The 18,800-nt window shown below is 67.7% G+C and carries 15 protein-coding genes and 1 tRNA gene; 12 read left to right on the top strand and 4 right to left on the bottom strand.

Features of this window, described 5'->3' with window-relative positions:
- Positions 1–75: 75 nt before the first annotated feature.
- From AC07PT_RS11880 to AC07PT_RS11830, 11 genes are all read left to right on the top strand, one after another.
- A complete protein-coding gene (locus AC07PT_RS11880; RefSeq protein ID WP_492348240.1) occupies positions 76–918 on the top strand; it encodes an AAA family ATPase in 843 nt (280 codons plus the stop codon).
- A 61-nt stretch (positions 919–979) separates the two neighbouring features.
- On the top strand, positions 980–1,615 hold the full coding sequence (locus AC07PT_RS11875; RefSeq protein WP_492348239.1) for a GNAT family N-acetyltransferase: 636 nt from the start codon (positions 980–982) through the stop codon (positions 1,613–1,615).
- 28 nt (positions 1,616–1,643) lie between these two features.
- Positions 1,644–2,834, top strand: a complete 1,191-nt coding sequence (locus tag AC07PT_RS11870) for a vWA domain-containing protein (RefSeq protein ID WP_492348238.1) — start codon at positions 1,644–1,646, stop codon at positions 2,832–2,834.
- 4 nt (positions 2,835–2,838) lie between these two features.
- Entirely contained in the window at positions 2,839–4,827 is a 1,989-nt protein-coding gene (locus tag AC07PT_RS11865) for an autotransporter assembly complex protein TamA (protein ID WP_494656766.1), read from the top strand.
- An 8-nt stretch (positions 4,828–4,835) separates the two neighbouring features.
- A complete protein-coding gene (locus tag AC07PT_RS11860) occupies positions 4,836–9,035 on the top strand; it encodes a translocation/assembly module TamB domain-containing protein (protein ID WP_494656764.1) in 4,200 nt (1,399 codons plus the stop codon).
- 58 nt (positions 9,036–9,093) lie between these two features.
- Positions 9,094–9,168, top strand: a tRNA-Arg gene (locus tag AC07PT_RS11855).
- A gap of 180 nt (positions 9,169–9,348) precedes the next feature.
- Entirely contained in the window at positions 9,349–9,966 is a 618-nt protein-coding gene (locus AC07PT_RS11850) for a hypothetical protein (RefSeq protein WP_494656763.1), read from the top strand.
- A 17-nt stretch (positions 9,967–9,983) separates the two neighbouring features.
- Positions 9,984–10,517 carry a GNAT family N-acetyltransferase gene (locus AC07PT_RS11845; RefSeq protein WP_494656762.1) on the top strand — a complete coding sequence of 178 codons (534 nt, stop codon included), beginning with the start codon at positions 9,984–9,986 and terminating at the stop codon, positions 10,515–10,517.
- Positions 10,518–10,617: 100 nt separating this feature from the next.
- Positions 10,618–11,301 carry an SDR family NAD(P)-dependent oxidoreductase gene (locus tag AC07PT_RS11840; protein WP_492348231.1) on the top strand — a complete coding sequence of 228 codons (684 nt, stop codon included), beginning with the start codon at positions 10,618–10,620 and terminating at the stop codon, positions 11,299–11,301.
- Positions 11,302–11,986: 685 nt separating this feature from the next.
- Complete coding sequence (locus AC07PT_RS11835) at positions 11,987–12,700, top strand: hypothetical protein (RefSeq protein ID WP_494656761.1); 714 nt, start codon at positions 11,987–11,989, stop codon at positions 12,698–12,700.
- Positions 12,701–12,857: 157 nt separating this feature from the next.
- Complete coding sequence (locus AC07PT_RS11830) at positions 12,858–13,619, top strand: hypothetical protein (RefSeq protein ID WP_494656760.1); 762 nt, start codon at positions 12,858–12,860, stop codon at positions 13,617–13,619.
- A gap of 33 nt (positions 13,620–13,652) precedes the next feature.
- On the opposite strand, the gene AC07PT_RS11825 is transcribed toward AC07PT_RS11830, so the two are convergent.
- Genes AC07PT_RS11825 through AC07PT_RS11815 form a run of 3 tightly spaced genes read right to left on the bottom strand, consistent with a single transcriptional unit; the run spans position 13,653 to position 16,797 of the window.
- Entirely contained in the window at positions 13,653–14,621 is a 969-nt protein-coding gene (locus AC07PT_RS11825) for a Bug family tripartite tricarboxylate transporter substrate binding protein (RefSeq protein ID WP_494656759.1), read from the bottom strand.
- A 51-nt stretch (positions 14,622–14,672) separates the two neighbouring features.
- Positions 14,673–15,818: a CaiB/BaiF CoA transferase family protein gene (locus AC07PT_RS11820; protein WP_494656758.1), complete on the bottom strand. Its 1,146-nt coding sequence runs from the start codon at positions 15,816–15,818 to the stop codon at positions 14,673–14,675.
- A 37-nt stretch (positions 15,819–15,855) separates the two neighbouring features.
- The gene (locus AC07PT_RS11815; RefSeq protein WP_494656757.1) at positions 15,856–16,797 is read right to left on the bottom strand and encodes a hydroxymethylglutaryl-CoA lyase; all 942 of its coding nucleotides are present in this window, start codon (positions 16,795–16,797) and stop codon (positions 15,856–15,858) included.
- 115 nt (positions 16,798–16,912) lie between these two features.
- On the opposite strand from AC07PT_RS11815, the gene AC07PT_RS11810 reads away from it, so the two are divergent.
- Positions 16,913–17,839, top strand: coding sequence for a LysR substrate-binding domain-containing protein (locus AC07PT_RS11810; RefSeq protein ID WP_494656755.1), 927 nt, complete (start codon positions 16,913–16,915; stop codon positions 17,837–17,839).
- Positions 17,840–17,849: 10 nt separating this feature from the next.
- On the opposite strand, the gene rocF is transcribed toward AC07PT_RS11810, so the two are convergent.
- Complete coding sequence (gene rocF / locus AC07PT_RS11805) at positions 17,850–18,788, bottom strand: arginase (protein ID WP_494656754.1); 939 nt, start codon at positions 18,786–18,788, stop codon at positions 17,850–17,852.
- Between the last annotated feature and the right edge of the window lie 12 nt (positions 18,789–18,800).

The raw sequence follows: 18,800 nt of genomic DNA, 5'->3' as shown, positions 1-18,800 counted from the left end.
GGGATTGAGAAAAATCAACGATTGATTATATCGAGCCCCGCTTCTGCAACACATCTGTTAAGCGAACACTTGTCCATGAAATTCCAAGGCTCACAAAATTACGTCGCCACTCAAGACCTGATGCTCGCCGTGAATGCGGCCATCACCCTCAAGCGGCCCTTGCTGGTCAAGGGCGAGCCCGGTACCGGCAAGACCATGCTGGCCGAAGAAGTGGCCGAAGCCCTGGGCGTGCCACTGTTGCAATGGCACATCAAATCGACCACCAAGGCCCAGCAAGGTCTGTACGAATACGACGCAGTCAGTCGCCTGCGTGACTCGCAACTGGGCGACGAACGCGTCAAGGACATCGAGAACTACATCGTCAAGGGCGTGTTGTGGCAAGCCTTCACGGCCGAGCAGCCGGTGGCCCTGCTGATCGACGAAATCGACAAGGCCGACATCGAGTTCCCCAACGATCTGTTGCGCGAACTCGACCGCATGGAGTTCTATTGCTACGAAACCCGTGAACTGATCAAGGCCAAGAACCGTCCGCTGGTGTTCATCACCTCGAACAACGAGAAAGAGCTGCCCGACGCCTTCCTGCGCCGCTGCTTCTTCCACTACATCAAGTTCCCCGACGCCGACACGATGAAGAAGATCGTCGACGTTCACTTCCCCACCCTCAAGGCCGAGCTGCTGGCAGCCGCCATGAAGACCTTCTACGACGTGCGCAACCTGCCCGGCCTCAAGAAAAAGCCCAGCACCTCCGAGCTGCTCGACTGGCTCAAGCTGCTGGTGGCCGAAGACATCCCGCTGGAGGCCCTGCAAAGTGCCGACGCCAAGGTCAGCGTGCCCCCTCTGGTGGGCGCCTTGCTGAAGAACGAACAGGATGTGACCCTGTTTGAAAAGCTGGTCTTCATGAACCAGCGCAACCGCTGACCCATCCCGAGCTGCCCGCCCTGCCCCGGCAGTGCGGCACCCGCATGGCACCGGAGAAACCATGTCTTTTGTTGAACCCGTCACCCTGCGCCTGAACGGTGTGCGCCTCGAGCCCCTGAGCCTGGCCCATGAAGCCGGCCTGGCCGCCGCGGCCGCCGATGGCGAGCTTTGGAACATCCGCGTCACCTCGGTGCCCGAGCCCGGCCAGACCCGCGCCTACATCGAAACCGCCCTGCAGATGCGCGAGGCGGGCAACCGCTTTGCCTTCGCCGTGATCGAAGAGGCCAGCGGCCAGTTGATCGGCACCAGCAGCTACCACGACATCGTGCCGGCCATCCGTCGCGTCGAGATCGGCTACACCTGGTACGCCAAACGGGTCCAGCGCACCCACGTCAACACCAGCGCCAAATACCTGCTGATGAGCCATGCGTTCGACACCCTGGGCTGCGCCCTGGTCGGCTGGCGCACCGACAACTTCAACCACGCCTCGCAACAGGCCATCGAGCGCCTGGGCGCGCGCAAGGACGGCGTGCTGCGCCACCACGCGCTGCGCCGTGACGGCACGGTGCGCGACACCGTGATGTACAGCATGAGCGCCGGCGAATGGCCCGAGGCCAAGGCCCAGCTGCTGTACCTGCTCAAGCAGCGCTACCCGCAAACACCCCCACCGCCCGCGGTGGTCCACGGCGGCAAGTAAGCCCCCGTGACCTGACCTGGAGCCGTCCATGCTGATCGACTTCTTCTACACGCTGCGCAGCGCCAAACTTCCTGTTTCGGTGAAAGAGTTCCTCACCCTGCTGGAGGCCCTGCAGGCCCGCGTGGTGGGCCCCGAATCGGACGAGGCCTGGAAAATCGACGACTTCTACTACCTGTCGCGCCTCACCCTGGTGAAGGACGAAAAGCATTACGACAAGTTTGACCGCGCCTTTGCGGCTTACTTCAAGGGCGTCGAGATGCTGACCGACTTCACCAAAGACGTTCCGCTTGAATGGTTGCGCAAGAACCTCGAGCTTGAGCTCAGCCCCGAAGACAAAGCCAAGATCGAGAAGATGGGTTGGGACGAGCTCATGGAAACGCTGAAAAAGCGCTTCGAAGAGCAGAAGGAACGCCACGAAGGCGGCAGCAAGTGGATCGGCACCGGCGGCACCAGCCCCTTTGGCGCCAACGGCTACAACCCCCAGGGCATCCGCATCGGGCAAGAAAAAAGCCGCAACAAGAGCGCCGTCAAGGTATGGGACCAGCGCGCCTACAAAGATTACGACGACACCCAGGAGCTGGGCACGCGCAACATCAAGGTGGCCCTGCGCCGCCTGCGCAAGTTTGCCCGCGAAGGTTCAGCCGAAGAGCTTGACCTGCCCGACACCATCCGATCCACCGCCGCCAATGCGGGTTGGCTCGACATCAAAATGGTGCCAGAACGTCACAACAATGTGAAAGTGTTGCTGCTGATGGACGTGGGCGGCACCATGGACGAGCACATCGCCCGGGTCGAAGAGATGTTCTCGGCAGCCAAGGCTGAGTTCAAGCACCTGGAGTTCTACTACTTCCACAACTGCGTGTACGACTACATGTGGAAGAACAACAAGCGCCGCTTCTCCGAGAAGTTCGCCACCTGGGACATCCTGCGCAAGTACAACAAGGACTACAAGCTGATCTTCATCGGTGACGCCACCATGAGCCCGTATGAAATCCTGCAGCCGGGCGGCAGCGTCGAGTACAACAACGAGGAACCCGGCGCCGAATGGCTGCAGCGGCTGACCAACACCTTTCCGCGCTTTGCCTGGATCAACCCCGAGCCCCAGGGCGTGTGGCAATACCGCCAGAGCATCGCCGTGATCCAGCAGTTGATGAACCAGCGCATGTACCCCTTGACACTCAAAGGCCTCGAAGACGCGATGCGCATGCTGTCAAAATAGACACATGTTTTGGTACAGGCGAGGCAGGCCGGCTTTCAAGCCGGCCTTTTTGATGGGGCTGGCGTGCTCGGTGGTGTTGCTGCTGGCCACCCTGGGCCGACCCGCGCGTGCCGAAGGCGACGCCCAGCCCCCCACACCGACCCCAACGCTGGCCAGCAGCACCTCGGCCACGCCCCACCAGCCAGACAAGGGCTCGACCGGCACCACCGCGCCCCCAGCTTTCCTCCTGGAGGTGCATGCCCCCGAGCCGCTGCGCGACACCCTGCTGCGCCACCTGGAGCTGCAACAGTACCGCGGCCTGCAAGACCTGGACCGCGACGAACTGGACCGCCTGCTGGTCAGCGCCCAGGACAACGCCCGCAAGCTGCTCGCCACCCAGGGCTATTTCAGCGCCGAGGTCAGCATCTCGGTGACCGACCCCGCCACCGCCACCGCCACGCAGCCTGCCGGCCCCGCCCCGAGCCCGCCCGCCGCCGAACCCGGTGCCGCCCAGCACGCCCCCTGGTCGGTGTTGATCGAAGTCACCCCCGGCGAACCCGTGCGCGTGAGCACCTTCAAACTGCAACTCAGCGGTGACGTGGCCCGCAACCCCGAGCTGGAGGCCGTGCAGCGCAGCCTGACCGAGACCTGGGGCCTGCGCACCGGCAGCATCTTCACCCAGGCCGCCTGGGACAGTGCCAAGACCGAAGCGCTGCGCCGCCTCACCGCCACCCGCTACCCCACCGGCCACCTGGTCGACAGCCAGGCCAGCATCGACCCCGACACGATGCAGGCCGAACTCAGCCTGACCCTGGACTCGGGCCCCGACTTCCGCTTTGGCGAGGTGCTGGTCGAAGGCACCCAGCACCACAGCGCCGAGCTGGTGCGCCGCCTGGCCCAGATCCCCACCGGCAGCACCTACACCCAGGTCGATCTGCTCAAGGCCCAGCAGCGCGTGGCCGACAGCGGCTATTTCGACTCGGTGTTCATGTCGCTCGACACCAGCGGCCCCCCTCAGGCCGCGCCGGTGCGCGTGCAGGTGCGCGAAGCCAAGCTGCACAAGCTGGTGTTGGGCGTGGGCGCCAGCACCGACAGCGGGGCCCGCCTGTCAGCCGAATTCACCCAGCGCAAACTGCCCTGGCTGGACTGGAAAGCCTTGTCCAAGCTGTCGCTGGACCGCGACACCAAAACCCTGAGCAGCGAACTCACCAGCCAGCCCGACAAAGACAACTGGCGCTGGGTCACCTCGGGCCAGTTGCAGCGCCAGACCGGCAGCACCGCCCCCGTCAACAGCCTGACGCTGCGCACCGGGCGTGCCAAGACCGACGAGCACTACGACCGCAATTTCTACCTGCAGTACGACCACACCCTGACCCAAAGCAGCCCCGCTGAAAGCGCCTCCAGCGTGTCGGCCAACTATGCGTGGACCCAGCGCAACTTCAACAACATCCCCTTTCCCACCCGGGGCTACGGCCTGGCGGTTGAGGTGGGCCCAGGCCTGACCCTGGGCAGCCAGCGCTCGCCGTTCCTGCGCAGCCGCGCCCGCGTGCTGGGCTTCATCCCGATCAACGAAAGCGCCTACCCCAGCGCCGCCCAGACACCCCGCCTGGCCTGGCGCGCCGAAGGTGGCGCCGTGGGGGCCCGCAGCAGCGTGGTCCTGCCCAGCACCCAGCTGTTCCTGACCGGGGGCGACACCACCGTGCGCGGCTACGGCTACCGCGAGATCGGTGTCGTGCAGGCCGACGGCACGCTGGAGCCCGGCCGCTACCTCGCCGTGGGCAGCCTCGAATGGCAAAAGCCCATCGTGCGCAACGGCCGCGCCACCGAGTTCGATGGCACCGTGTTCATCGATGCCGGCGCCGTGGCCAACCAGGCCAACGACCTGCGTGCCAAGGTCGGCGTGGGCGTGGGCACACGCTGGCGCAGCCCGGTGGGGCCCCTGGAAGTCGACCTGGCCTGGGGGGCCGCCACCCGTCGCCTGCGCCTGCACCTGGCCGTGGGCTTCAGCTTCTGAAGATCAACATGAGCGCCCAGCCACCCAACGAGTCCCAAGCGGGCCAACACCCAAGCCACACGAGCCACGCAGGCCGCCCAAGCCACGCAGGCCCACGGCCCTGGGCCCGCCGCCTGCGCCTGGCCGCCCTGTGCGCGGCCGGCCTGCTGGGCCTGCCCCTGGCCCTGGGGGCGGCCGCCTGGGTCTGGAGCGGCAGCGAAGGCTCGCTGGCCACCACGCTGAACCTGCTGCCACGCTGGCTGCCAGCCGATCGCCAACTGCAGGTCAGCGGCGTGAGCGGCACCCTGCGCGAAGGCGGCCAGATCGCCGAAATCCACTGGTCCCAGCCCGGCACGCGGGCCACCCTCACCGGCCTGCACATCCGCTGGGACTGGCGGGCCCTGCTGAGCCGCCACCTGGCCCTGAGCGAACTCAGCGCCGAGCGCCTGGAACTGCGCGACAACGGCAAGGCCCCGCCCAGCCCACCGCTGACCGAGCTGCCCCTGCCCCTCACCATCGACACCCCGCTGCAACTGGGCGAGATCCAGCTGCCCGACCAGGGCGGCCTGGTGCTGAGCCACCTCGACGGCCACTACCACTACGACGGCGAGCAACACCACCTGCAATGGTCCGAACTGGGCGTGGCGGCTGGCCACTACAGCGGCCAGGTCAGCCTGCAAGGCGCCGCCCCCATGGCCCTGCAGGCCCAACTGGAGGGCGAGATCCCCACCCACCTGGGCGCACCCGCCCCCGCACAACTGCTGGCCCGCGCCGGCCTGCAGGGCACGCTGTCGGGCCCCGCCGCCGAAATCGCCCTGGAAGCCGTGCTGGACCCCGATGGCGCCCCCCCACCCACCGCCAACGCCACCACCCGCCAGGGCCGCGCAACAACACCCGGCGCAACACCCGGCCCGACACCCGGCGCCATGCAGGCCCAGGTGCAGGCCCGCCTGCGCCCCTGGGCCGAACAGGTACTGCCCGAGGCCCAGGCCCACCTGCAAGGCATCGACCTCAGCCTCCTGTGGCCCCAAGCCCCCAGCACCGCCCTGTCGGGCACGATCGACATCCACCCCGGCGACGGCAAGGCCCCGGCCTGGCAGGCCCGGCTGGACCTGCGCAACGCCCAGCCCGGCCCCTGGGACCAGCAACGTCTGCCCCTGGAGCAGCTCAGCGCCCGCCTGCAACAGCAAGGTCGTGCCTGGGTGATCGACCCGGTCGAAGCCCGGCTGGGCGGCGGCACCCTGCGCCTGAAAGGCCGCTGGGAGGCCGGCAGCGCCACCCCCTGGCTGACCGAGGCCACGCTGCAGGGCGTCTCGCCCCAGCGCCTGCACAGCGCCGCCCCGCCCGCCCCCCTCAACGGCCACCTGGCGCTGCGCGCCCTCGGCGGCCAAGCCGATGCCCTGGGCTTTGAGGTCGACCTCAGCCCCCAGGCCGGCGGCCCGGCACGCCCCACCCCAAGCACGCCTCGGACCCAGCCCCAGACCAAGGCGCAGGCCCGCACTGAGCCCGCAGGCAAGGCTGCCCAAGCCCGCACCAGCGCCCCGGCAGCCACGGCGGCCAAGGCCCCACCCGCGCCCGCCCAGGCCCTGTGGACCGCCCTGCAACTGCGCCAGGCCCAGGCCCAGGGGCGATGGCAAGGGGGCGAACTGCAACTGCAGCAACTGAAGCTGGAACTGGCCGAAGCCCGACTGGAGGGCTCGCTGCAATGGCACACCGGCCAGCGCCAGGGCCGGGCCGACCTGAAACTGCAAACCCCGGGACTGAATGCCTTGCTGCAAGGCCACCTGGGGGCCGACCAGGGCCAGGGGCAATGGCAGGCCCAACTGAGCGACGCCGGTGCCCTGGGCCGATGGCTGGCCCGCCTGCCCGGCCTGGGCACCCCAGCCGCCGCGCTGCCCCAACAAGGCCAGGGCCAGTTCGACGGCCAATGGCAAGGGGGTTGGGGCGCCATGCTGGCGGCCTGGCAAGGTCAGGCCGCACCACGCCGCGGCCAGGCCCTGAGCCTGAGCACCCGACTTGACCTGCCCCGTCTGGACTGGGCCGCCACCGACCAACGCCCTGCCCTGGCCCTGCGCCAGCTGCAACTGCGCCTCAACGGCACCCTGCCCGGCAGCGGCAACCCACCCGCCACCCCACCGCTCGAACTCAGCCTCAGCGGCGAGGCCCGCCAAGGCGCCCGCCAGGCCCGCCTGCAGGCCAGCGCCCATGCCGGGCCCAGCGCCAGCAACCCACCGGGCGCCTTCAACTGGGCCGCCCGCCTGGACGAACTGAGCCTGAACCTGCAAGACAGCGCCACCGCCGCGCCCTGGGGCCTGCGCCTGAGCGCCCCCGCCACACTGAGCCTGAACCACCAGGCCAAGGCCGACCTGACCGAACTGACGCTGGCCCCGGGCGAAGCCCGCCTGGCCCATGCCGGCGTGCCCGACCTGAGCCTGCGCTGGCAGAACACCCGCTGGGCCCAGCAAAAAGGCCAGGCCCGCTGGCAGACCAGTGGCCAGGTGCAAGACCTGTCGCTGCCCTGGATCGAACAACTCATGGCCCTGGCCCAGGGCGCCAGCAGCGCCAGCCTGGGCATCTCGGGCGACCTGCTGCTGAACGCCGACTGGAGCGCCAGCGCCGAACCCGGCCTGAAAGCCCGGCTGCGCCTGAGCCGGCAACGCGGCGACCTGCGCCTGCAGGCCGAAGACCTGCCCCAGGGCGTGCAGGCCAACGAAGCCCAGCGCAGCGCCGGCGCCCGCGTGGCCGAGGCCACGCTCAGCCTGGACGAAGGCGCCCTCAGCGCCGCCGTGCAATGGGACAGCGAACGCGCGGGCCAGCTGCAGGCCCGCTTTGCCACCCGCCTCAGCAACGGCCCGCAAGGCCTGAGCTGGCCACCCGACACCGCTTTGAGCGGCTCGTTGAACGCCCAGATGCCCAAGCTGGGCGTGTGGTCGGTGCTGGCGCCGCCGGGTTGGCGCATGCGCGGCACCCTGGACGCCCAGGCCACCCTCAAGGGCACGCTGCAAAACCCCGAATGGCAAGGTGAAATCCGCGCCAGCGACCTGGCCCTGCGCTCGGTGGTCGAGGGGGTGGAACTGCGCGACGGCAAACTGCGCGCCGTGCTCAGCGGTCACCAGATCGACATCACCGAATTCACCCTGCGCGGCGCCCCCGGTGCCGGCGGCGACGGCGGCAGCCTGAGCGCGCAAGGCAGCGCCCAATGGAACGGCCAGCAACTGCAACTGCAACTGCAAACCCGCGCCAACCGCCTGCGGGTCTCCAGCCGCGCCGATCGCCGCCTGGCCCTGTCGGGCGAGCTCAACACCCGGCTGGAACAAGGCCAGCTCAAGGTCAGCGGCGACCTCAAGGCCGACCAGGCCCTGTTCGTCCTGCCCGACGAAACCGCCCCCAGCCTGGGCGCCGATGTGCTGGTGCAGCCCGGCAGCCACGGTGCCGGCCAGGCCGCCAGCAAAACCACCAGCCAGACCGCCAACCAGGCCACGGCCGCCGCCCCCCAGCCGCCCAGTGCCCTGCCCGCAGCCGACGTGCAGGTCAGCCTCGATCTGGGCAACGATTTTCGCGTGCAGGGCCGCGGCCTCGTCACCCGGCTGCGCGGCAGCTTGAAGCTGCGCCTGAGCCCGGGCAGCACCGAGCCCCAGATCACCGGCGAACTGCGCACCGACCAGGGCACTTACAAGGCCTATGGCCAGCAGCTCAACATCGAAACCGGCGTGCTGCGCTTCAGCGGTGCCTACGACAACCCCTCGCTCGACATCCTGGCCATCCGGCCCAACCTCTCGACCCGCGTCGGCGTGCAGATCAGCGGCACCGTGCTGTCCCCCCGCGTGCGCCTGTTCTCCGAACCCGAAATGGCCGATGCCGACAAACTGGCCTGGCTGGTGCTGGGCCGCGCCGCCGCCAACGGCGCCGCCGAATCGGCCCTGCTGCAACAGGCCGCCCTGGCCCTGCTGGGCGGCGGCCGAGGCCTGTCAGACAGCCTGGCCCAATCGCTGGGCCTGGACGAAGTCTCGTTCAGCGGCGTCAAAAACACCGACACCGGCGTCACCAGCGCCGCCCTCACCCTGGGCAAACGCCTGTCCAAAGACTTCTATGTGTCGTACGAACGCAGCCTGGCCGGCACCATGGGCACCTTCTACATCTTCTACGACCTCACCCGCCGCTTCACCCTGCGCGCCCAGACCGGCGAAAAAAGCGCCGTCGACCTGATCTTCACGCTGAGCTACGACTGAACTCATGCCGGGCTGACTGAATCCTGCCCGCGCAGGCCCTACAATCCCGGGCGGTCCACTCTTCGTAGTTCAATGGATAGAACGAGTGCCTCCTAAGCGCTAGATACAGGTTCGATTCCTGTCGAAGGGACCATCTGAACATTTCAGGCGGTGTCTCTCCGCTGCCATAGAACCCGCCCCGCCCTTGGCCTGGCGGGTTTTTTGTTGCCCAGCGGCTCCGCGCTGCAGCCCCTATCCGACACGAACGGCGCTTCTACCTGACGCCAGCAATGGGAGCATGAAACGACCTGGCGCACGGCCCACAAGGACATCTGTGCCGATATCGGACCTTGGCAAAGCCCGCAGTACAGGCCCCGGCAAGGCCCATGCCGAGCTGCTGCAGCGCTGCGAAGAACTGCGCTCGAAGATCACCGCCCATGAGCAGGCCGCGGCTGATCCACACGACCTCTTCCGTCGGGTCTTTGCGGCAGCGAACTACACCCCGACCAAGGAAGTGAAGAACGCCTTGTTCAACAAGAACGACGCGGCCACCATCGCCGAGGAATTGCGCCTGGCCCTGGCCGAGTGCGAGGCCAACACCTTTGAGCCCCAGGTGCAGGCCTCCAACGACGCCCAAAGCTATCTGCTCGCACATCGTGCGGCCTTCGAGGCCTATGCCCACCTGCAGGTTTATCAGGCCTTGGCCGAAATGGGCGAGCCCCAGGCGCGTGCGCTGGCCCTGGTGCGCCATTGCGAGCGGCCCCGACAGTTGACCATCACCGACGATCCGGAGGCCCGCCGCGAGGCCTTTGTATGGGCCTGCATCAAGGACATGGCCAGCGCCCATCCGGTGGCCGAGGAGCTGCCGGTGATCGAGGCATTGGGGATGCTGGAGTTGGGGCCCATCGAAACGCCGACATCAGCACAGGATAAAGCGCCTCGGCGCGCATGAATCAGGCGACAACTTCCTTGACACGCACCGCTCTCCGCCCGGCGCGGGCCGACGATGCCCCCCGCATTGCTGCCATTCACTGCGCCAGTTGGCGCGACACTTATTCGAATGTGCTCTCGCCCGAATTCCTCGCCGGGCCGATTGAACAGAACCGAAGCGAGCTTTGGGCCGCCCGGCTGGCGGCGCCTGATGAGGCGCGGCAGGTGCTGGTGGCTGACTCAACTGCCACCGGGCCGGCGGCCTTTCTGTCGGCCTACTGCGACGCCGACGCCCGATGGGGCAGCCTGATCGAGAACCTGCATGTTTCGCCGGCGCTGCGCGGCCAGAAGATTGGCGAACGCCTGATCCGCGCTGCGGCCTCGGCGCTGGCGGGCCAGGCCAAGGCAGCCGGGGTGTACCTGTGGGTGTTCGAGGCCAACCAGGCCGAGCTGAGGTTCTATCAACGCCTCGGGGGCCAGGTCGTGGAGCGCAGCACCTCCAAGCTGGCTGAAGCCAACGGCGCAACGATCCTGCGCGTCGCTTGGCCCGCACTGGATGCACTGCGGGTATAGGCCGAGGTACCCTCGGCATGCCGAAACACATGCGACCGATCCTCCCAAGGACGGGCCGTCGCCCCGGCCGCCCCCCTAATCGACAAGCAAGGAGACCCCCATGACTTCACAACGCCTGGCCGGGCTTCGGGTGCTGATCACCCAGTCCACCGAATTCATGGGCCCCACGCTGTGCGAGGTGTTTGCCGAGCACGGGGCCGTGGTGCTGGCCGACGACCGCCCCTTGATGGATCCCGAAGCCCCGGCCCGCCTGGTGGCCGAGCACGGGCCCATTGATGTGCTGGTGGCCAATCTGGCGGTGCCGGCGCCCAGCACGCTGGCGCACCAGGTCAGCGAGCAGGAGTGGCGCGACACCTTTGCCGCCCTGGTCGATCCGCTGCCCCGGCTTTGCCAGGCAGTGCTGCCGGCGATGATGGCCCGGCGCAGCGGCCGGATTCTGGTGATGGGCAGCGCGGCGGCCCTGCGGGGCATGAAGCGCGCCTCGACCTACAGCGCCGCGCGGGGGGCTCAACTGGCCTATGTGCAGGCCCTGGGGGTCGAGGTGGCGCCGCACAACATCCAGGTCAATGCCATTGCCCAGAACCTGGTCGAGAACCCGACCTACTTCCCGCCCGAGGTGCAGGCCGACCCGCGCTTTCAGGAGCGGCTCAAGCGCGAGGTGCCGCTGGGCCGCCTGGTGAGTGCGCGCGAAGATGCCGAGTTTGCCGCCTACCTGTGCAGCGCGCCTGCAGCCTGTTTTGTGGGGCAGGTGTTTCCGGTGTGTGGGGGCTGGGTGGGGCGCTGAGGGGGCTGCGGGCGCATGTCGCCAACAGACCTTGAAGCCGCTCAAAGGAGCGCTGAAACAACCCGACGGGATGAATCTGGCTCTACCTTTTTCTAACGATGTATAGCCATAGCTCGATATACATCGATAGAAATCGATAGTTTTCATACCAGAGGAGGCCTGATGGACGCGGTCAGAAACCCACTGGCCTAAGCAACTGATTGGCCCAGCCTGACCAACCCAGCTCACCCGGCGTGGCGGGCGACGCGCTCGATGCGCTGCCCACGGCTTCACACAGCCCCCTGCGCCGACGGCCCTTGAGGAGGCCCGCCACGGGACCGAATCGCTCGACGAATCGGTGTCGCGCCTGAAGACATCCAGCGGGCCTTCGGTGGCCTGAAGAACTTGCAGGGCTCGGTGCAGCGCCTCGAATCCCAGGATCTGTTGGCTGATCGCGACGATTTTTGGCCTTGACGCACCTGATCCACCAGGCCTTGTCGTGGGCGATGCAGGCCAGCCACGAATCGCTTCTGGGCCAGCACCAGGCGCTGGCCCCGCCCGCATCACTGGTCACCAGAACGGCGGGCTGAGTTCGAGATGGCCCGCGCGGCCGCGGCCTGCACGATTGACCCGACCCAGGGGCCTGCCCGATACTGGCCGGAGCTCACCCAGGTTTTCCATGCCCCTGACTCTGCCCATCAGACGAATGCTGCTCGTCGGCGCCCTGCTGGGCACTGGCAGCGCATGGGGCGACCCCAGCTACTACCTGGTCACGGTCTACGACAACGAGGGCGAGACCAACCTCGACTTTCGCTACTGGACCGTCGAATCCAAGCACCGGCGCCAGATTGTCTGGCCCGAGGTGGGCGTGGGCCATGGCGTCACCAGCCGCTGGTACACCGAGGTGTTTGCCAGCGCGATCGGCCCGGACTTCTGGCAGACCCGGGCCGAGGCGCTTCATTGGCAGAACGACTACCTGCTGACCCAAGGGCAGTACCCGTTTGACCTGGCCCTGCACAGCAAGCTGATGTTCAACCACGATGCCGCCGATGGCACCGTGTTCCAGTGGGGGCCGGTGCTGCAGACCGAGGTGGGCCGGCTTCAGCTCAATGGCAATGTGTTCTTTGACCGCACCTTCCGAGCGACCTCACCGGTGCCGGCCGAGATGAAATACCAGTGGCAGGCCAAGTACCACTGGCGGCCTGGGCTGCAGGTCGGGCTGCAGGGCTTTGGTGAACTGGGCCCCTGGGACCAATGGCTGCCCGCCAGCCGCCAATCCCACCGCGTGGGGCCGGTGCTGACCGGCAGCCTGGGCCTGGGCCGCAAAGAGTCGCTGCGCTACAGCGTGGCCTACCTGGTGGGCAAATCGTATGGGCAGCAGGGGCAGATGGTGTCCGTCAGATTGCAGTACGCGTTCTGACGTTCGGCTGGGCGGCCGGCATGCCTCTGACGCACACGGCGCCAGCCGTATGACGGCCCCGAAAATGATCAAGATCAGATATTCAGTCCTGAATTGCCATTTTGAAGCAACGTATCGAATACGATACATCTTGTTTCAAATAGGGAGAGAGACTGAAATGAAGAGCCGTTTCGCCGCACTGGCGTCCATCGTCCTGCTGAGCACCGGATGCTCGTCCATCACGGGTACCACAGGCCAAAGCGTGTCATTGCAGACCCGTGACAAGGCCGGCGCTGAAGTGCCGGGTGCCGCCTGCGAGCTGACCAACAACAAGGGCAAGTGGTTTGTGACCACACCGGGCTCGGTGCAGATCCGCCGCTCCAATGACGACATGCTGGTGCAATGCACCAAGGTCGGCCACGAAACCGGTCAGGCCTCCGTGGTGTCGGACACCAAGGGCTCGATGTTCGGCAACATCATCTTTGGCGGAGGCATCGGGGCCGTGATCGACCACAACACCGGCTCGGCCTACGAGTACCCCACCTTGATCCAGGTGGTCATGGGCCTGGTCACCAAGGTGGAAACCCCCAGAACCGGCACCCCGGGCTCGGGCAGCATCCCGGCAGACGCCGCCCCGTCTCACCCCCAGGGCCTGCCGCAGGCTCAACCGCAGGCCGCCGCCCAACCGGTAGCTGTGGCCCAACCCCAACCCCCGGCGCAGGCTCAAGCCCAGGCGCCGGCGGCCACCCCATCCCAGCAGGCCTCGGCCATCGACCTGGCCGCCAGCGCGCCCACACCCGCGGCCTACGCCCAGGTCACGGCCAACAACACCCGTGGGACCGAGGCACGCCTGCTGGAACTCAAGCGCATGCGCGACGCCAACCTGATCAGCCCCGAAATCTACCTGGAACGCCAGCGCAGCATTCTGGACGGCCGCTGAGCCGACTGCGCTGCAGGCCCCGCCCCCACCCACTCAATCCAGTTTCACGTTGGCCTTGGCCACGATGTGGGCAAAGCGCTCTTGCTCGGCCTTCAGGAACTGCCGCGCCGCCTCGGGGGTGCCCGGGTTGATCACGTTGTCTTGCTTGGCCATGGCGGCCTTCACTTCGGGGTCGGCAAAGGCCGCCACCACGGCCTCGTGGATGCGTTTGACCTGAGCCGCCGGCAGCCTGGCCGGGCCCACCACGGCGAACCAGCCCATCACGTCCACCTCGGGGAAGCCCTGCTCGGCAAAGGTGGGCAGCTCAGGCAGCGAGGCCACGCGGCTTTTGCCCAGCACGCCGATGGCGCGCAGGCTGCCGCTTTTGAGCTGGCCCTGCACCGAGGGCACCGAGGCCACCCCCATCTCCAGCTGACCGGCCATGATGTCGGTGATCATGGGGCCCATGCCCTTGTAGGGCACATGACGCACCGGCACACCCAGGGCGTCGATGACCATCTCGCCGGCCAGGTGGATGACCGTGCCATTGCCGGACGACGCGTAGTTGTGCTCTTCGGGCTTGATCTTCAGAAAGGCCTGCAGCTCTTTGGCGTTGCGGGCGGGCACCAGCTTGGGATTGACCACCAACAGAAAGGGTGAACCGCCCACCACGCTGATGGGCGTGATGTCGTTCAGGCTGTCGTAGGGCAGCTTCTTGAACACGCTGGGGTTGACCGCATGGTTGTTCGAAATGAAGGCGATGGTGTTGCCATCGGGTGCCGCCTTGACCAGGGCCGAGGTGCCGGTGATACCGCCGGCGCCTGGCAGGTTCTCGATCACCACAGGCTGGTTCAGGGCCTTGGCCAGGGCCACCTGGGCGGCCCGCACGATGGTGTCGACCCCCGAACCCGGGCCGATGGGCAGGATGACGCGCATGGGCGCCGGGTCGGCCCAGGCCGCACCGGCCAGCATCAGGGCAGCCCCCAGGGCCAGGGAGGCGCGGCGTTTCAGATGGAAGTTCATGGTGTTTGTCTCGATTTTGATTTTTGGCTTCTTGTCGGGGCGAATCCGGTTTCAGCGCTTCAGGGTGGCCAGGACTTCGTCGGTGTGTTCGCCCACCCGGGGCAGGGGGTGGCGCACGCCGGGCCGGCGGCCGCCCATCAACAGGGGCAAGAGCACGGCCTGGGTGCTGCCGCCGTCCTCGGTCTGCATGGGGACCAGCCCACCGCTGGCCAGCAGGTGCTCGTCGTGCACCAGTTGATCAGGGCGCACCACCTTGGCGTAGGGCAGGCCGGCGGCCTTGAGGCGGGCGCACAGGTCTTCGATCTCGCACCCGATGGTGCTCTCGGCCAGGCGGGCGAGCAAGTCGGGGCGCACAGCCACGCGTTGGGCATTGGTGGCCAGGGCCGGGTCGTTGGCCAGGTCGGGGCGGTTCAGCACCGCGCACAGGGCAAGAAACTGCTTGTCGCTCACCGCGCCGATGAACAGCTGTTCGCCATGGGCCACGTCAAAGGTGTCGTACACACTCCAGGCCGACACGCGTGAGGGGAACGGCGGCGGCACCTCGCCGGTCATCTGGAACTGCTGCATGTGCTGCGAGGCCAGCAGGCAGCAGTTTTCGAACAGGGCACTCTGGATCGCCTGGCCCTGCCCGGTGCGCTCACGCTCGCGCAGCGCGGCCAGCACGCCGATGGCGCCGAACATGCCGCCCATGATGTCGTTGACCGAGGTGCCGGCCCGCAGCGGCCGCCCTTTGGGGCCGGTCATGTAGGTCAGGCCGGCCATGTTCTGCACCACTTCGTCCAGCGCCAGGCGGTCTTCGTAAGGGCCGGGCAGAAAGCCCTTGTGCGACACGTAGATGAGGCCCGGAAACGCGGCCCGCAGCGCCTCGTCCCCCAGGCCCAGCTTGTCCATCAGGCCGGGGCGGAAGTTCTCCAGCAACACGTCGCTCTGGCCGATCAGCTCTTTGGCGGTGGCCAGGCCCTCGGGGGTCTGGATGTCCAGGACCACGCTTTTCTTGTTGCGGTTGAAACTGCGGAAAAAGCCGATGCCCAGGCCGGGCAACTGCCGAGTCTTGTCGCCGCCCGGGGGTTCGATCTTGATGACCTCGGCGCCCAGGTCGGCCAGGATCATGCCGCAGGTGGGGCCCATGACCATGTGGGTGAATTCGATGACGCGGACGCCTTCCAGGGGCAGGCCGGTGCCTTGTGCTGTGTTCATGCCAGTCTCGTTGGGGTGGATATGCAGGGGTGGGGGCTCAGCAGGGCATGGCACTGGCTGGCAGAAAGGTCTTGGGCAGGCCGGCCCGGTGCAGGCTGCCGTGCGTGGCCTCGCCGGCCAGCCAGCCCGTGACCTGGACCCGCAGGGCCAGCAGGCGCGGCAGGTCGATGCCGGTGGCCACACCGCCGGCTTCGAGCAGAAAGGCCAGGTCTTCGCTGGCGGCATTGCCGCTGGCACCGGGCGCGTGCGGACAGCCGCCAATGCCGGCCAGCGAGGCATCGAAGCGGTTCACTCCCAGCGCCAGCGAGGCGTAGACATTGGCCAGCGCCAGCCCGCGGGTGTCGTGGAAATGACCACACCAGAAGCGCTCGCCCACTAGGCGCAGGGCCTGTTCGAACAGGCGGCTGACCGAGGCCGGGTCGGCATAGCCCACCGTGTCGGCCAGGCTCACGCGGTCGGCACCGGCGTCCAACAGGGCCTGCATCAGGCGCAGTACTTCGGCGGGCTTCACCTCGCCTTGCAGGGTGCAGCCGAAGGCGGTGCCCACGCCGCCTTCGATCAGGGTCTTGCGGCCCGAGGCATCGCGGGCAGCCCGGATGCGGCCCAGTTCGGCCACCACCTCATCGGGGGTCTTGCGCAGGTTGGCCAGGCTGTGCGCATGGCTGGCAGACAACGGCAGCAGCATCAGGTCGGCATCGCCGGCCAGGGCGGCTTCTGCGCCTCGCAGGTTGGGCACCAGCACCGAGGCAAACAGCCCGGGCAAGGTCTTGGCATGGGCCAGCAGCTCGGCGGTGTCGGCCAGTTGGGGCAGCAGGCGGGCCGGCACAAACGAGCCCACCTCGATCTCACGCAGGCCGGCGGCATGGGCCTGATCGATCCAGGCCACTTTCTGCGCCGTGGGCAAAACGGTCTGGATGCTTTGCAGGCCGTCGCGCAGGCCGACCTCGCGGATCACCGCGCGGGGGGGAAGTGGGGTCATGAGGGCTGTCTCCGCGTCTCAAGGACGTGTTTTGAAAGTTCTGAGAGTTTCTAAAATTCCGAATAAAACATCAAATGAAAGATCGGCACCGCTTAAATTCCATAATGGAAACCCTATGAGAGACCTTGACCTGAAAACCCTGCGCCTGCTGGTGGCCGTTTGCGACCTGGGCAACATCAAGGATGCGGCGGCCCAGGAGCTGATCGAGCCCTCGGCCATCAGCAAGCGCATCACCCAACTGGAAGACGCCCTGGGCCTGCAGGTGCTGGTGCGCGGGCGGCGCGGCACCGAGCCCACGCCAGCCGGGCAGGTGCTGCTGGAGCATGCCCGGACGGTGTTGTTCACGATGGAGAAGATCGAAGCCGACATGGCCGGCTTCAAAGGGGGCATTCAAGGGCATGTGCGGGTGGTGGCCAGTGCCTCGGCGATTGCCGAATCGCTGCTGGATGACCTGGCGGGTTTCATGCGCGAGCCCCGGCACCAGAACATCCAGATCGCCATCGAAGAACGGGTCTCCAACGACATCGTGGGCCTGGTGCGCGACGGGGCGGTGTCGCTCGGCGTGTGCTGGAGCCAGGTCGATCTGGGCGGGCTGGAAAGCCGCCCCTACCGCCGCGACGAGCTGGTGCTGGCCGTGCCGCAAGGCCACCCATTGGCCGGGCACCCGGCGCTGCACTTTGAAGACACGCTGGATTTCGAGCACGTGGGGCTGCCGCCGGCCACGGCGGTCTACACCCTGCTGCATCGCTGTGCGGTCAAGGCGGGCAAGCCGCTGAGCTACCGGGCGGTGGTGTCCAACTTTGACGCGGCCTTCCGGGTGGTCAGTGCCGGCCTGGGGGTGAGCGTGGTGCCGCTTGAGATCAGCCGCCTGCACACCGCAGCAGGCCGCATCCAGACCGTGGCCTTGCTGGACGACTGGGCCCACCGCACGTTCTCGATCTGCTTTCGGCGCCAGCAGGACCTGACGCCGGCCGCGCAGCGCCTGCTGGCCTATCTGGTAGAGCGGGCTGCTGGCGGGTCGGCGGCGCCGACTGCGGCCTGAGCCCGCCTGCTCAGCGCAGCAGCACCGATTTGCCCAGCAGGCTCTCGATCATGGCCACCAGGCACTCGGCGGTCTGGTTGCGCACATCGCAGGCAGGGTTGAGCTCCACCACATCGAGCGAGCCCAGCCGGCCGGTGTCGGCCACCATTTCCATGCACAACTGGGCCTCGCGGTAGCCCGGGCCCCCAGGCACCGCAGTGCCCACGCCCGGCGCAATGTCGGGGTCCAGAAAATCGGCGTCCAGGCTCACGTGCAGGTGGGTGTGTTCGTCCAGCCCGGCCAGGGCCCGGCGCAGGGTCTCGGCCATGCCATGTTCGTCGATGAAACGCATGTCGTAGGCCTCGATGCCCAGGTGGCGCAGTTCGAGCTTTTCGGCCGGGTCCACGCTGCGCAGGCCGATCTGGCGCAACTCAGAGGGCTGCAGCGCGGGCATCGGGCCGCCCAGGGTGGTCAGGGCCTCGGGGCCCAGGCCGCACAGGCAGGACACGGGCATGCCGTGCAGGTTGCCGCTGGGGGTGGTTTCGCCCACATTGACATCGGCATGGGCATCCAGCCACAGCACCCGCAGGCGCTGGCCCTGCTCACGGCAATGCCGGGCCACGGCGCTGATCGAGCCGATCGCCACGCTGTGGTCGCCGCCCAGCAGCACCGGTAACTGCCCAGCACCCAGGCTGGCCAGCGTGGCCCGGTACACGGCGCGATTCCAGGCGATGACCTCGTCCAGGTGGCGGTAGCCCGCCTGCACGAGGCTCTGCGGGTTGGCCGGCCCAGACAGGTCGCCGCCGTCCAGCACCTGCCGACCCAGGCCTTGCAAGGCCGCCGCCAGGCCCGCCACCCGCAAGGCCTCCGGGCCCATCGAGGCGCCCCGGCGGCTGGCCCCCACATCGGTGGGGGCACCAATCAGGCAGACCGGTGCCAGGGGCGGGCGAGCTGCGGTGGGCGGGTTCATGCGGTGCTCCTG

This window comes from Curvibacter sp. GW821-FHT09D12 (genome assembly GCF_059416245.1).
This window is presented reverse-complemented; position numbering and strand designations above follow the sequence as displayed.